This is a genomic window from Alsobacter ponti (assembly GCF_024294805.1).
Lineage (GTDB): Bacteria > Pseudomonadota > Alphaproteobacteria > Rhizobiales > Beijerinckiaceae > Alsobacter > Alsobacter ponti.
Map to the genome: position 1 here is coordinate 83714 of NZ_JANCLU010000015.1, position 13326 is coordinate 97039.

Sequence of the window (13326 nt, forward strand, 5' to 3'; positions counted from 1 at the left end):
CTCATTGTCCGAGATAGACGCCGATGTCGAGCCGCCGGCCGCCATTGAGGTTGATACCTTCGACTCGCGACAGAAGCTTCGGCGACACGCCCGCGCCGATCCCGGCCGCGACGAAGGCCGGCTCCAGCCGCTTCTCGACGAAGGCGATGCGACACCCGCCCTTCTGGACGAAATCGGCCGCGCCCGCTCCGTCGGTCATGACGAGGTCGGTGGAGGTGAGGAAGACGAGGCTCGGCTCGCGATAGCCTGCCGTCGCATAGCCGACGGGCTGGCAGCCCGCTGAAGCGGTAGCTGCGACCAGCCGGGGGCTGATCGCCACCGAGCGGAACAACGGCGCCGCAAAGGCGAACGCACCCCAGGACAGCAGCGCCGCCGCGGCCGCCGCCCGCAGCGCCGCGGTTCCGAACGCCCCCGCGAAATAGGCGCGCCAGGCGAGCACCCCCACCGCGAGCGCCGCGACGAAGACTGCCAACGCAGCGATCGGCACCACGCGGTCGAGCCAAACCAGCCCGGCCGTCGCGGCGACCGCCAGGATCAGCACGAGGCCCGGCAACAAGCCCATGACCACGCGCGGAACCCACCCTTCGCGCGGCAGCTTCTGCTTCTCCGCCGCGACCGCGACCAGGATCGCCAGCGCCGGATAGAGCGGCAGCACGTAGTGAGGCAGCTTGGTGGGGACGAGCTCGAACACGATCCACATCGGGACGGCCCAAGCCAGACAGAACAGCACGGCCGGGTCGCCCCGGAAGCGCCACGCGAACGGCAGAGCGAGCAGAACGAACAGGGAGAGCGGCCAGGCCGTGCCCATGAACACGGCGAGATAGGTGCCCGGGTATCCGAAATGAGACTCCTGCCCGCTGCCGACCTTCGCGAGCATGTCCTGCCCGACCGATTCCGCGAAGAACGCGCCGCCGCTCTTGAACGTGATCGCGACCAGCCATGGCGCGGCGATCAGCGCGACGATGGCGAACCCCGTGAGCGGGCGCAGCCGCTTGAGCCAGCCCGCCCGGCGTTCCGACACGGCGAGGACGATCGAGGCCAGCAACGGCACGGCCGGCGTGACTGGCCCCTTCACGAGCACCCCGACGCCGATCGAGATCCAGAAGGCCAGCGTCCACCCCCAGGAGAGGCGGCATTCAGGCTCGGCCCGGCGCACCCACGCCCGCGCCAGCGCCGCCATGGACAGGCATACGGTGGCCGCCACCACGGCGTCCGTCTTGGCGAGCCGCGCCTCCACGCCGAGCAGAATCACCCCGGCCATCAGCGCCCCGGCCATGAAAGCCGCCCGCCTGGTGGTGAGTCCGGCAGCCGCCACGTAGGTGAGGAGCACCGTCAGGATCGCGCCGAGCAGCGACGGGATGCGGTACAGCCAGATCGACCGGCGGGCGTCGGGGACGCCCAGCGCCTCTCCAGCGGCCACCGCCGCACTCTGCATCCAGTAAATGCCGACCGGCTTCTTGAACCGGGCCTCGGTCTGGAAGCGAATGTCGACGAAGTCGCCGGTCTCGAGCATTTGCTTCGTCGCTTGGGCGAAGCGCGGCTCGTCGCGATCCATCGGCTGCAAGCCGACGAAACCCGGCATGAAGCAGAGGAGCGCGAGCAGGGCGAGCAGCGCCATGGCGCGGCCGTGGCTGCGCTCTGCGAAGGAGAAGACCTGGCCCGCGATGGACGACGACATGGGAAAACCTGGCGAAGGAGCGTCGGACGCGCCATGCACCGGCGCTCCCGTCGAGCCCCGGGTTCATAAGGGCTTTTCACGCCGAACTAAACCCCCCTGGGGACAGCGGCGCCCGCGGGAGCTTCGCGGCGCCGGGAACAGTGGCGCGGCCTTGGGCGTTCGTCGGGACCTTCAAGGGAGACAGAACCATGCGAACCATCAGCCTCGCTATCGCCGCAACGCTTTTCAGCGCGCTTCCCGCCCTCGCCCAGAGCAGCACGACCGTGATCGAGCACCGTGACCCGCCGCCGTCGGGTGTGGTCATCGAGGAGCACAAGGCCCCGACCGCGGTGATCGAGCACCGCACGACGGAAACGACCGGCTCGGTCCGCGAGTGCGAGTCGACCTCGGTGAAGAAGGAAGGCGTGCTCGGCGATTCAAAGGAAGTGACGAAGAAGACCTGCAACTGACGGCCTCGCCGACAGTTTGCAACCGGCCGTCCCGCCCCCGAGGCGGGGCGGCCGCGCGGGCCGTCGAGGCGTTTCAGGCGCTGGCGACCCCGGCAGGGCTCGAACCTGCGACCTGCCGCTTAGAAGGCGGCTGCTCTATCCAGCTGAGCTACGGGGCCGTCACTCGATGCCGGGCGACGCCCGGCGGTCGCCGTCAATGGGTCCGGATCAATGGGTCCAGGGCGTGACCCGATTGAAGCGGAAATTGTCGGAATACGAGATGGTTCGCCGCTTCGCTTCGTGCGGTTCCTCCACACGGGCGGCGATGCCATTGCGCGCCGCATAGGCGAGCGCCTCTTCCTTGGTGTCGAACCACAGCTTCACCTGCTGCGTCGTGTCGCGAGAGCTGGTCCAGCCCATCAGCGGGTCGATCTCGCGCGGGACCTCCGACACAAACTCGAGCAGCCACCGGGTCGTCTTCGCGGCGCCCGATTGCATCGCCGTCTTGGCGGGCCGGTAAATCCTGGCGTTCATGACCGTTCCAAGTCCTGCTTCAAGGGTCCACGGGCCTGTCGCGCCTCATGACGGCGCGGCACGCCACTGCTCTTCGTGTCGCATTTTCCGGCGAAAAGCCCCACACGCCTTTCGCAGCATGCGCCGCGACCGGCGATGAACCGCACCGGCGCCGGCTTGGTCGGGGCAGCAGGATTCGAACCTGCGACCCTCTGCTCCCAAAGCAGATGCGCTACCAGGCTGCGCTATACCCCGCCGCCATGGCGCCGGAAACGGCTCGCCACCGTCGGCATCGCGTAGCATCCGCTCCCGGCCGCGGCAAGCCTCGCGCCTATTTCGCCGTGCCGAAAAGCGCGTGTTGGACGCGATCCCCGGGCTTGATGCCGTCCTTGGCCGCCTGACCGCCGTTCAGTTCCAGGACGCCCAGCACGGGCTCGCCGGACGAAATGGTCCGCGTGGAGTGAGGCTCGGTGTTCTCCGCGATGCGCGCGATGGTCCCGTCCTTGCGGATGAACACCATGTCGAGCGGGATGAACGTGTCCTTCATCCACATCATCGCGGTCTGGACGTCCTTGAAGTCGAACAGCATGCCCCGGTCCGGCGGCAGATAGCGGCGGAACATCAGGCCGCGCGCCCGCTCCTCGTCCGTGCGCATCACCTCGACTTCGAAGGTCTTCGGGCCCTGCGCGGTGACGATGACCAGTTTCTCGAGCGCCGCCTCGGCGCGGGCGCCGCCCGCCCAGATCAGCGGCAGGAGGCCGAGCGCCAGCGACAAAACCGCGGCCAGGAAACGATGGACCGCGAAGCGGTGACGTAGGGATGTGTTCGACATGAAGACGAGATTGCCCTGCCGCCGCCGAGCCGGTCAATCGCTCTCGAGCCGCCGATGAGCGCAAAAAACCGCAAAACCGGGCGATGCCGGGACGCTCAGTGCGAGGCTGGCGACGCGGAGAAGTCCAGCGGGCGGATTTCGGCGGCCATCAGCCCTTTCGGACCGTCGCCGAACCGCACGAGCACGAACTCGCCGGGGCGTAACTCGGTGATGCCGTGGCGGCGAAGCGTCTCCATGTGGACGAAGATGTCCGGAGTGCCCTCCCCGCGCGACAGGAAGCCGAAGCCGCGCAGGCGGTTGAACCACTTCACCTCGGCGCGTTCGAAGCCGCCGCTGGGCGTCACGCTGACGTGGGTGCGGGCCGGCGGCATCTGCGCCGGGTGTACCGCGCGCGACACGTCCATCGAGAGGATGCGGAAGGCCTGCAGGCCGCGCGCCCCGCGCTGGGCCTCGCAGACGATCCGCGCTCCCTCGTGGGCGGTCTGGTAGCCGTCGCGTCTCAGGCAGGTGGCGTGCAGCAGAACGTCGGCCCCGCCGCCATCCGGCACGATGAACCCGTAGCCCTTGCTGACATCGAACCACTTGATGACGCCGGCGACCTCCACCAGCTCGATCGCTTCGCGCTCCTCGCGGGGACGCTCGTCGACATGGCCGCGGGGGACGGGCGGAATAAGTCTGCTCTCGGCGAAATCATCCGACATCTGGCCGCACCACGAAAGAGACCGAGGACCAATAAGACTTGGGACTGCTGCCTGCTGGGTTTGATTCTCAACAACAGCATAGCATCCGCGTCGAGTCGGGACAGTCCTTTCCGGACTTGGTCACAGCCAATATTTCGAGCGGGGGCGCGTCAGAGCACGCGCGAGAGCGCATCGCCGATATCGGCCCGCAGAACGAGGTCCGCGAAACCGTCCAGCGGCGTCGGATCCCGGTTGAGGATGACGAGCGCGGCGCCCTCCGTCTTGGCGATCAGCGGCAGACGGGCCGCCGGCTGCACCACGAGTGACGACCCGATGGCGAGCAGCAGGTCGCAGCGCGAGACGGCGTGCATCGCCCGGCGCATCGCGTCCTCTGGCATGGGCTGGCCGAAGGAGATGGTGGCGGACTTCACCGGTCCCCCGCAGGCGTCGCAGCGCGGGGCCTCCCCGGTCCGTTCGAAGGAGGCGCGCACGTCGGCGAGTTCGTGGCGCTTGTCGCAGCCGAGGCAGACGGCGTAGGAGCCGTTGCCATGCAACTCGATCACCTTCTCCGGCGGCAGGCCCGAGCGAAGGTGAAGATTGTCGATGTTCTGCGTCACCACGGCGCGCAGCACGCCGCGCGCATGCAGCGCCGCCAGCGCCGCGTGGCCCCGCCCGGGCTCGGCGTGGCGGTAGGTGTCGTCCATAGCGAACTTGCGCCGCCAGGCCTCCCGGCGGGCCTGCTCGCTCGCCATGAAACTCTGGTAGGCGATCGGCTTGTGAACGAGCCAGGGGCTGCCGGGCGAGCGGAAGTCCGGTACGCCGCACTCGGTCGAAATCCCAGCCCCGGTGAACGCGACGATGTCTCGCGCTCCGGCGACGAGGTCACGCAGTCGGTCCAGGCCGTCATGGGAAGGTGGAAGGAAGCGGTCCGTCATCGCGGCATTAGATGGGGCGCGGACAGCGGCCGTCAAAGGGCGAACAGCCGCGTCTCGAGCCCCTCGCCCGCCGCCGCGACGCTGGCCGGAAGCCCGTCCAGGTCCGCCCAGGCATAGCGCCCCCCGAGTGCGTCCGACGCCACGAAGCCCCGCGTCCCGGACAGGCCGACCGCCAGACGGCGGGGATCGACCGCGAAACCAACCCCCGCGGCCTTCAGCAAGGCTTCCTTTCGCGTCCATGCGCGCAGAAAGGCCGCCGTTCGCTCGGCCAGCGGAAGCGCGCGGAACTCGCGGATCTCGGCGTCGCCAAGAATGGTGAGCGCCACGGCCTCGAAATCGGGCGGCGCGGTCTCCTCGATGTCCGCCCCCACCTCCACGCCGGTCCCGACCGCCGCCAGGACGCGAGTCTCGCCCACCGAAATGCTGAAGCGCAGGTCGACGTCGTCACCGCCCGCGAGGCGCGGCTTGCCCGATGGCGGAACGTCAAGGGCAAGATCCGCCGCCGGACGGTTCAGGACGCGGCCCAGCACGCGCCGCAGCAGGATGCGCCCGTCCACGAACCGCGCCCGGCTGCCCGGATGCGAGATCGCGGCGGCTCGTCGACGCTCCTCTCGCGAGAGCACATCCTCGGTCGCCCCGAGATCGGCGCGGCGCGCAGCGACGGCGAACAATTCGCCCGGGCCGGGCGGCGCGTCGGGCAGGCGCGCGGGAGCCGGCGTCACGCGCCGGCCTTGCCGGAGCGCAGCGGGCGCTCCTCCATGCGCGCGATGAACGCCAGCGCGACCGCCAGCAGCGCCGCGGCGGCGAGGAAGAGATGGCGGAACGCGGCCAGGACCTGGTCCAGCGACCCGGCGACATTCCCCCCGCCGATGCCGTGGAACCCCGCCGCGACGCCGCCCCCCAGCAGAATCGCGCCGAAGGCGGCGACCACCATCGCGCCGCCGAGGCTGCGGAAGAAGTTCACCCCGCCGGTCGCAATCCCCATCTGGTGGATGGAGACGGCGTTCTGGACCGCCACCGTCGTCACCGGCAGCACGGTGCCCAGCCCGGCGCTCAGGCAGCCGAACAGCGCCATGAGCCCCGCCACGGGAAGCCGTGACGCAAAGAGGGCCAGGCCCATGGTCGCCGCGATGGCGATCGAAAGGCCGATCAGCGGCGACCGCTTGTAGTGCTCGATCCGCTTCATCGCCTGGCCGGACACCGTCGCGCCGACGACCGTTCCCACCATCAGCGGCAGCAACGCGAGGCCCGAGGAACCCGCCGACAGCCCCGCGACCAGTTCCAGATAGACCGGGACGTAGATGGTGAGGCCGACGAACACGCCCATCGCGCAACAGGCCGCGCCGGTGGCGTGCCGGACCACCGAGTTGGCGAACAGCGACAGGGGAATCAGCGGTTCGTCGGCGTGGCCGAGGCGCAAGCCGAACAGCACCCACAGCACCGCCGCCGCCGCGATCAGCCCCAGAATCGGCACGGACCCCCACGGATAGCGCACCCCGCCCCAGCTCAGCGCCAGCATCAGCACGCTCGTCGCCGCCATGATGAGCAGGGCTCCCGGCACGTCCAGGGCGTGCGGCCTCTCGTGCCTCGGCAGTTTGCGCAGCAGCGAATTCGTCATGGCGAACGCGACCGCGCCGAGCGGAACGTTGATCCAGAAGATCGCCGACCAGTGCAAGTGCTCGGAAAACAGGCCGCCGAGGACCGGCCCAAGCAGGCTCGCGCTCGTGTACATACCGGCGATGTAGACCTGGTACCGGCCGCGCTCCTTGGGAGCGACGATGTCGGCAATGATGGTCTGCGCCAGCGAGATCAGGCCGCCACCACCCAGGCCCTGCAGCGCCCGCGCCGCGATCAGCGAGAGGATGTTGGGCGCGAGCGCGCAGGCCACCGAGCCCGCGACGAAGGTGAGGATGCCCACCAGCAGGGTCGGCCGCCGCCCGACGATGTCGCTCACTTTTCCATACAGGGGCGTAATGGCCGTGGAGGTGATGAGGTAGGAGGTGACGATCCAGGGCAGAAGCTCGAACCCGCCGAGATCGCGCCCGATGGTCGGCAGCGCGGTGGCCACGATGGTCTGGTCGAGCGCGGCCAGGAACATCGCCATCAGCACCCCGACGATGATCAGGCGAATCTGGGCGTGGTCCAGAGGCGGCGCGACAATCGGGGCGACAGGCTCGGGGGCGTTCATCGGGGGGGCCTCTCACCGTGGCCGGATCGGGGTGGAGCGAGTGTCATAAGCCGCCCACCGCGCCTGTCCAGAGGCTGCGTGGGCTCCGCATGTCGCGATAGGCTTCCGGCAAGCGAGTGAGGCGCCGCCATCTGGCCTTCCACTTGCAAAGTGCTCCGGCATCGCAGCCCTCGATCCCGCCGACAGGAGCCGATCGCCATGACGCCGCACCGCGCCGCTCACGCCGTTGCCTGGATTTCAGGCAAATTCCGCTTGTCCGCGAGGCACTCCGCACTCCTCGCCTCGCTCGTCCTGTGCGGCCCGGCCTGCGCTCATCCGTCGCCCGACGCGTCCGGCCAAGCGTCCGCCATGGCCGGCCTGTTGCATCCGATGGCGGGATTGGACCATGCGCTCGCCATGGCGACCGTGGGGCTGCTCGGCGCGGCAATCGGCGGGTGCGCCCGGTGGACCGTGCCCGCGAGCTTCCTGACGGGGATGGCGCTGGGCGCGCTGGCCGGCGTCCTGGGGCTCGTCATGCCGTTCGCCGACCTCGCGATCCTGCTGTCGGTCGTCGCGCTGGGTCTCGCTTTGGCGCTGGTCCGGCGCATGCCCCAGGCAGCGGTCTATATGGCGGTCGGCCTGTTCGCCCTGTTTCACGGCGCGGCGCATGCATTGGAGGCGCCGACGCATGGTCTTTCTGCGTGGTTGGTCGGCGTGCTGGCCGGGACCGCCCTGCTACACGGCCTGGGCGCGGCTGGCGCGGTCGCCTTGCTGCGATTCACGCCGCGCGCCGAGACGAAGCTGCGCGGCCTCGGCGTGGTGATCGCCGCCTCCGGAGTCGTGCTGGCCGTCGGCTGACCCCCTTCGGCGCCATTCACATCTCTGCGAACTAAGTACCTGCTCGCGCGTTGCCCGCGCGGGTCGGAAGGGGTGTGAAGAGGACGCATCGCATGAAAATCCTGACAATGGCTGTCGCCGCGGGCGGCATGGCTCTGGCTCTCGCAGCCTGCACAACAACCCAGGAACGAGTCGGCGGCGCGGGCGTGGGCGCCGTGGCCGGCGCGGCGGTGGCGGGCCCGGTGGGCGCGGCAGCGGGCGGCGTCGCCGGAGCGGTGGCCGGGCCTGCGGTTGCGACCGCGGCGGGCACGCCGAAGAAGGCGACGCACAGGACCGTCCACAAGCGCAAGACCACGACGACCACCACCACACGCTGACGCACCCCGTGGCGCGACGTGCGGAGCCTTCCGCACGTCGGCTCGCGCGGGCGTAAGTCCCGCCCATCAGGACGACTTCGCCAGTCGACGGTCGACGCTGGAGCGTGGCCGGGCTACACGAAGCCATGCTCGTGTTTTCCATCCTCCTGTTCGCCTACGTGCTCAGCCAGTTCTTCCGCGCCTTCCTCGCAATCGTCGCGGGCGAACTGTCGCGCGATCTTGGCCTCGACGCCGCGCAACTCGGCGACCTGTCGGCGGTCTGGTTCGCCTCGTTCGCGCTGGCCCAATTCCCGGTCGGACTCGCGCTGGACAAGCTGGGGCCGCGCCGGACGATGGGCCTGTTCTTCGTGCTCGCCGTCGCCGGGGCGGGGGCGTTCGCCGCGGCCACGAGCTTCACGGGGGCGCTCGCCGCCATGGCCCTCATCGGCGTCGGCTGCTCGCCGGTGCTGATGTCGAGCATGTACGTGTTCGGCCGGCTGTATCCGCCGGAACGCTTCGCCATGCTGTCCTCGCTGATGATCGGCCTCGGCTCGGCGGGCAACCTGCTCGGCGCCGCGCCGCTGGCCTGGTCGGTTCAGGCCGTCGGCTGGCGAGCCTCGATGGCGGCCATCGCCGCCGTCACCGCGCTCAGTTGCGCGCTCGCGGTGCTGCTCCTGCGTGACCCGCCCGCCTTGCCGACGAAACACGAGCACGCCAGCTTCCGGGCGGGACTCGGCCAAATCCTGCGCCTTCGCGTCCTGTGGCTGATGTTGCCGCTGGCCCTGACGAGCTACGCCGTCGTAATCGCCGTCCGAAGCCTGTGGATCGCGCCCTTCCTGGGCCAGGTGCACGGCTTCGACGCGGCCGAGCGGGGCAACGCCGCGCTCGTCATGGCGGTGGCCATGAGCCTCGGCGCGCTCGCCTATGGGCCTGTCGAACGCTATCTCGGCGACGCGCGGCTCACCTGTCTCATCGGCGGTGTCGTGACCGGGCTGGCGCTGCTGGCGCTTGGAATGCTCGGCGACCGCAGCGCGGCCCTGGCGCTCGCGCTTCTGGCCTTCATCGGCGCGGCGGGCCTCAGCTATGGAATCCTGATGGCGCACGCCCGGACGTTCTTTCCGCCCGGCTTGCTCGGACGCGGCGTCACCTTCATGAACTTCCTCTTCATCGCCGGCGCGGGCGTGGTGCAGTGGGCATCCGGCCGTTTCGTGCGCGCCGGCGGCGAGGCGGGCGATGCGCCGTCCCTCGTCTTCGGCCAGCTCCACACGGTTTTCGGGGCGCTCTTGCTGGCGGCTTGCGCGGTGTACGCCTTCGCGCCGTCGCGCGCTCCCGAGTGACCGCCCGGCCTATCGGGCGAGGTCGGCGTAGTCCGGATGCGCGTCGATGAAGTCGCTGACGAAGGGACAGGCGGGGGTCACCACCCGGCCTTGTGCGCGCAGCATGTCAAGCGTGCGCCTGACCAATTCCGCCCCCACGCCTCGCCCCCGCCGGGCGCGCTCCACCTCGGTGTGGTGGATCACCACGCGACCGTCGCGCTCGACATAGGCGGCGTAGGCGACGGGGCCGGCCGCGTCCGCCAGCACGTAGCGCCGCCGATCGGGATCGTGTGTCAGGGTCCAGTCCATCTCGCCTCCGCGGCGGGCAACGCGCGTCTGGCCATTCTGTTCACGGCCGCCGCTGCCGCGCCAGCCGGGTCGGCGTCTTGGCGGGCCGCTTTGACAGGCCGGACGAGTTGATGCGAACTGATCAGCCCATTGATCGCAGCGACTCCCGCGCCTCGTGACCGGCGCGGCCGAACAGGATTTTTCCCGATGCATCGTTTCCGCCGCGCCAAGATCGTCGCCACCGTCGGCCCGGCCAGCGCTTCGCCCGACATGCTGCGCGCCCTTTTCCTGGCGGGCGCGGACACGTTCAGGCTCAATTTCAGCCACGGCACGCATGCCGACCACGCCCGCGTCCACGCCGCCATCCGCGAGCTGGAAAAGGACGTCGGCCGGCCCATCGGCATCCTGATGGACCTGCAAGGGCCGAAGATTCGCGTCGGCACGCTGCGCGATGGGCAGATTCGCGTCGCGGCGGGTGACAAGATTCGCTTCGTGCGCGAGGGCAGCGAAGGCGACGCCAACAATATTCCCCTCCCCCATCCGGAGATTTTCGACGCCGTGGCGCCGGGCCACGACCTGCTCATCGACGATGGCCGCGTTCGGGTGCGCGTCACCGGGATTGACCATGACTCCCTGACGGCGGACGTGATCGTCGGCGGCGTGATCTCCAACCGCAAGGGCGTCAACCTGCCCGGAACGGTGCTCGACCTCTCTCCCCTCACGACCAAGGACCGCACCGACCTCGCCTTCGGCCTCGGGCTCGGCGTCGACTGGGTCGCCCTCTCCTTCGTGCAGAAGCCCGGCGACCTCATCGAGGCGCGGGGGCTGGTCGGCGACAAGGCGGGCCTGCTGGCCAAGATCGAGAAGCCGTCGGCCCTCGAACACATCGAGGACATCATCCGCCTCTCGGACGCGCTGATGGTGGCGCGCGGGGACCTCGGCGTGGAAATCCCGCACGAGGACGTGCCCGGCCGCCAGAAGGAGCTCGTGCGCGCCTGCCGGCTCGCCGTGAAGCCGGTCATCGTCGCCACGCAGATGCTCGATTCGATGGTCGGCGCGCCGACGCCGACACGGGCGGAGGCGTCGGACGTGGCGACCGCCATCTATGACGGCGCGGACGCGGTGATGCTCTCGGCGGAATCGGCCTCGGGGCATTATCCGGTCGAGGCGGTGGAGATGATGGACCGCATCATCCGCAGCACGGAGCAGCACAAGCTGTACCGCTCGATCGTGCGGGCCACCGAGCCCGGCGAGGAGCAGACCGCGCCGCATGCCGTCGCCGCCGCCGGCGCCGACCTCGCCGAGATGATCCACGCCCCGGCCATCGTCGCCTACACCTCCAGCGGCACGACAGCCGCCCGCATCGCCCGGCGTCGGCCGGCGGTGCCCATTCTGGCGATCACGCCCGACGAGAACGTGTCCCGCCGCCTGTGCCTGCTCTGGGGCGCTCACAGCATCCTGGCGGAGGATGTCCACTCCTACGAGGAAATGGTCGCGCGCGCCGCCGAGGTGACGCTGTCGGAGGGGTTCGCGAAGGTGCCCGAGCCCATCGTGGTGGTCGCGGGCATCCCCTTCGGCAAGGCCGGCAGCACCAACAATCTACGCGTCGTTCACCTGCGGTGATCGACGGCCGGCGGGCGCGGCCAGATCCGGCGCTCAGATGGATCGGGTGAGGCCGCCGTCGACCCGGATGTTCTGGCCGGTGATGTAGCCCGCGCCCTCGGAAGCGAGGAACGCCACGGTCGCTGCGATTTCATCGCTCGAGCCGTAGCGGCCCATCGGGACGCTGCGCCGCCGCTCGTCGGTCTGCGGCAAGCTGTCGATCCAGCCGGGAAGGATGTTGTTCATACGCACGTTGTGCGGCGCGTACTCGTCCGCGAAGATCTTCGTATAGGCCGCCAGCCCGGCGCGGAAGACGGCGGATGTGGGGAACATCGCCGACGGCTCGAACGTCCACGCCGTGGAAATGTTGACGATCACGCCCGCCTTTTGCGCGACCATGATCGGCGCCACCAGGCGCGTCGCCCTGGCGACATTGAGGAAGTAGACGTCCATTCCCCGCCGCCAATCCTCGTCGGTGATGTCGAGCAGCGGCGCGCGCGGGCCGTGGCCGGCGCTGTTGACCAGCACGTCCACCCGGCCCCATCGCGCCATCGTCGCGTCCACCAGCCGCTTCAGGTCGTCGTTGGACTGGTTCGATCCCGTCACGCCCAGGCCGCCGAGCTCCCGCGCGAGCGCCTCGCCCTTCCCCGACGACGACAGGACGGCGACGTTGAACCCATCCGCCGCAAGCCGACGGGCGGCCGCCGCCCCCATCCCGCTTCCTCCCGCCGTGACGATGGCGACCTTCGCCGAAGGCTGGCTGTTCGATGGCATAGGGGTCCTCGCTGAAGCACGACACTCGAAGCTCGCACCAGAGCCCGGCCCCGACCGGATTTCAAGCCGGGCGGGCGTCACGATTCTGGTTCGTCGCGTCTGGATGAAAATGGCGCACCGTGGGGAATGAAGATCAGAACTGGGCTTTGAGTGTGCCGCGGTTGGCCAACTAGCAGGTTCACAGCAGGGACGCGATACCACCTTTACCGAACGACCGTAAGGCGGACCTCGACCTGCTCAGCTCGAACTCTCGGTGGTTGAGTGGACACGCAACCACCTTTACCGAACTGCTGCACTGAGGTCGCGCGAGAGCGGATGCGCGGCGAAACCAGCCCACTAAGGGCGGGAGATTGTCGGGATCGACCAACGTCACTAGGCGAACGCCTGCGAACCGCAATGCCTTGAACAGGGCTGCGACGTCCTCCTGGGGGTCCAAGCTCATCGAGAGCCGCGCCGGCTTGAACCTGGTCAGGGTTTTCGACACAACTTTTCGATCAGGTTAAGCTAAGGCTCGTTCTAATCTGCCCTTCAGGTTCGACCAGTTTGGAAGTTTTTTGCCCAGCAAATCGTAAAACATGGCCATGATACGGAATCAACGCATGACATAGTTGATGTGTAATGACGTAATCGATGCAGTGGATGGACGCCCCCACGAGGCGGATGTGCAAGGTCATATTGCGTAAGGCGGTGAGCGAGCCCCAGCGGCGCGTCATCGCCCGAACGGTGAGTTTGCAAGGCCTCACGTCCTCTTCCGGCGAGAACCGACGCAGACAGACCTCGAGGCGCTCTGTGAACTTAACCTTCGCGCGTTTCTTGAACCATCCATGCAGAATACGCGCGGTCACCCGGATGGGCGAATACGCCCTGCGGCTTCGTCGCCGTCGAGGCGATAGAGCCCGTACCGCGAAGCGGAGGCGGCA

The 13326-nt window shown here is 69.1% G+C and carries 15 protein-coding genes and 2 tRNA genes; 5 read left to right on the forward strand and 12 right to left on the reverse strand.

The features are described 5' to 3' along the window. Position 1: 1 nt before the first annotated feature. Positions 2-1678 carry an ArnT family glycosyltransferase gene (locus tag NK718_RS15325; RefSeq protein ID WP_254744010.1) on the reverse strand — a complete coding sequence of 559 codons (1677 nt, stop codon included), beginning with the start codon at positions 1676-1678 and terminating at the stop codon, positions 2-4. A 188-nt stretch (positions 1679-1866) separates the two neighbouring features. Here NK718_RS15325 and NK718_RS15330 point away from each other — a divergent pair, with 188 nt between their 5' ends. Continuing rightward, positions 1867-2127 carry a hypothetical protein gene (locus NK718_RS15330; protein WP_254744012.1) on the forward strand — a complete coding sequence of 87 codons (261 nt, stop codon included), beginning with the start codon at positions 1867-1869 and terminating at the stop codon, positions 2125-2127. 81 nt (positions 2128-2208) lie between these two features. On the opposite strand, the gene NK718_RS15335 is transcribed toward NK718_RS15330, so the two are convergent. The 8 genes from NK718_RS15335 to NK718_RS15370 all read right to left on the reverse strand — a co-directional run bounded on the left by NK718_RS15335 (position 2209) and on the right by NK718_RS15370 (position 7254). Further along, positions 2209-2285 (reverse strand) — tRNA-Arg (locus tag NK718_RS15335). A 49-nt stretch (positions 2286-2334) separates the two neighbouring features. Next, positions 2335-2640, reverse strand: coding sequence for an ETC complex I subunit (locus tag NK718_RS15340; protein WP_254744014.1), 306 nt, complete (start codon positions 2638-2640; stop codon positions 2335-2337). 157 nt (positions 2641-2797) lie between these two features. Next, positions 2798-2874 (reverse strand) — tRNA-Pro (locus NK718_RS15345). 76 nt (positions 2875-2950) lie between these two features. Further along, complete coding sequence (locus NK718_RS15350; protein ID WP_254744016.1) at positions 2951-3451, reverse strand: DUF192 domain-containing protein; 501 nt, start codon at positions 3449-3451, stop codon at positions 2951-2953. Positions 3452-3546: 95 nt separating this feature from the next. Next, the gene (locus NK718_RS15355) at positions 3547-4152 is read right to left on the reverse strand and encodes a cold-shock protein (RefSeq protein ID WP_254744019.1); all 606 of its coding nucleotides are present in this window, start codon (positions 4150-4152) and stop codon (positions 3547-3549) included. A gap of 149 nt (positions 4153-4301) precedes the next feature. Then, entirely contained in the window at positions 4302-5066 is a 765-nt protein-coding gene (locus tag NK718_RS15360) for an SIR2 family NAD-dependent protein deacylase (RefSeq protein WP_254744021.1), read from the reverse strand. 32 nt (positions 5067-5098) lie between these two features. Further along, complete coding sequence (locus NK718_RS15365) at positions 5099-5788, reverse strand: 4'-phosphopantetheinyl transferase family protein (protein ID WP_254744023.1); 690 nt, start codon at positions 5786-5788, stop codon at positions 5099-5101. Beyond that, on the reverse strand, positions 5785-7254 hold the full coding sequence (locus NK718_RS15370; protein ID WP_254744025.1) for an MDR family MFS transporter: 1470 nt from the start codon (positions 7252-7254) through the stop codon (positions 5785-5787). The genes NK718_RS15365 and NK718_RS15370 overlap by 4 nt, the downstream gene beginning before the upstream one ends. A gap of 198 nt (positions 7255-7452) precedes the next feature. On the opposite strand from NK718_RS15370, the gene NK718_RS15375 reads away from it, so the two are divergent. From NK718_RS15375 to NK718_RS15385, 3 genes are all read left to right on the forward strand, one after another. Next, complete coding sequence (locus tag NK718_RS15375; protein WP_254744027.1) at positions 7453-8091, forward strand: HupE/UreJ family protein; 639 nt, start codon at positions 7453-7455, stop codon at positions 8089-8091. A gap of 92 nt (positions 8092-8183) precedes the next feature. Then, the gene (locus NK718_RS15380) at positions 8184-8447 is read left to right on the forward strand and encodes a hypothetical protein (protein ID WP_254744029.1); all 264 of its coding nucleotides are present in this window, start codon (positions 8184-8186) and stop codon (positions 8445-8447) included. 131 nt (positions 8448-8578) lie between these two features. Next, positions 8579-9763 (forward strand): MFS transporter, encoded by a 1185-nt coding sequence (locus NK718_RS15385; RefSeq protein WP_371877299.1) that lies wholly within the window; start codon positions 8579-8581, stop codon positions 9761-9763. Positions 9764-9772: 9 nt separating this feature from the next. Here the strand turns inward: NK718_RS15385 and NK718_RS15390 are convergent, their stop codons facing one another. Next, positions 9773-10051: a GNAT family N-acetyltransferase gene (locus NK718_RS15390; RefSeq protein ID WP_254744033.1), complete on the reverse strand. Its 279-nt coding sequence runs from the start codon at positions 10049-10051 to the stop codon at positions 9773-9775. Positions 10052-10237: 186 nt separating this feature from the next. Between NK718_RS15390 and pyk the strand changes: the two genes are divergently transcribed. Beyond that, positions 10238-11653, forward strand: a complete 1416-nt coding sequence (gene pyk, locus NK718_RS15395; protein ID WP_254744035.1) for a pyruvate kinase — start codon at positions 10238-10240, stop codon at positions 11651-11653. A 33-nt stretch (positions 11654-11686) separates the two neighbouring features. Here pyk and NK718_RS15400 read toward each other — a convergent pair whose 3' ends face one another. Both NK718_RS15400 and NK718_RS22190 read right to left on the reverse strand, forming a co-directional pair. Then, entirely contained in the window at positions 11687-12406 is a 720-nt protein-coding gene (locus tag NK718_RS15400) for an SDR family oxidoreductase (protein WP_254744037.1), read from the reverse strand. A 494-nt stretch (positions 12407-12900) separates the two neighbouring features. Further along, positions 12901-13251, reverse strand: coding sequence for a YgjP-like metallopeptidase domain-containing protein (locus tag NK718_RS22190; RefSeq protein WP_371877300.1), 351 nt, complete (start codon positions 13249-13251; stop codon positions 12901-12903). Positions 13252-13326 lie beyond the last annotated feature (75 nt).

What these genes read in the sequence shown, in the direction of transcription:
- NK718_RS15325 (WP_254744010.1), bottom strand. Translation starts at nt 1,678, where the DNA reads ATGTCGTCGTCCATCGCGGGCCAGGTCTTCTCCTTCGCAGAGCGCAGC.
- NK718_RS15330 (WP_254744012.1), top strand. Translation starts at nt 1,867, where the DNA reads ATGCGAACCATCAGCCTCGCTATCGCCGCAACGCTTTTCAGCGCGCTT.
- NK718_RS15360 (WP_254744021.1), bottom strand. Translation starts at nt 5,066, where the DNA reads ATGACGGACCGCTTCCTTCCACCTTCCCATGACGGCCTGGACCGACTG.
- NK718_RS15370 (WP_254744025.1), bottom strand. Translation starts at nt 7,254, where the DNA reads ATGAACGCCCCCGAGCCTGTCGCCCCGATTGTCGCGCCGCCTCTGGAC.
- NK718_RS15390 (WP_254744033.1), bottom strand. Translation starts at nt 10,051, where the DNA reads ATGGACTGGACCCTGACACACGATCCCGATCGGCGGCGCTACGTGCTG.
- NK718_RS15350 (WP_254744016.1), bottom strand. Translation starts at nt 3,451, where the DNA reads ATGTCGAACACATCCCTACGTCACCGCTTCGCGGTCCATCGTTTCCTG.
- NK718_RS15400 (WP_254744037.1), bottom strand. Translation starts at nt 12,406, where the DNA reads ATGCCATCGAACAGCCAGCCTTCGGCGAAGGTCGCCATCGTCACGGCG.
- NK718_RS15375 (WP_254744027.1), top strand. Translation starts at nt 7,453, where the DNA reads ATGACGCCGCACCGCGCCGCTCACGCCGTTGCCTGGATTTCAGGCAAA.
- pyk (WP_254744035.1), top strand. Translation starts at nt 10,238, where the DNA reads ATGCATCGTTTCCGCCGCGCCAAGATCGTCGCCACCGTCGGCCCGGCC.
- NK718_RS15355 (WP_254744019.1), bottom strand. Translation starts at nt 4,152, where the DNA reads ATGTCGGATGATTTCGCCGAGAGCAGACTTATTCCGCCCGTCCCCCGC.
- NK718_RS15340 (WP_254744014.1), bottom strand. Translation starts at nt 2,640, where the DNA reads ATGAACGCCAGGATTTACCGGCCCGCCAAGACGGCGATGCAATCGGGC.
- NK718_RS15380 (WP_254744029.1), top strand. Translation starts at nt 8,184, where the DNA reads ATGAAAATCCTGACAATGGCTGTCGCCGCGGGCGGCATGGCTCTGGCT.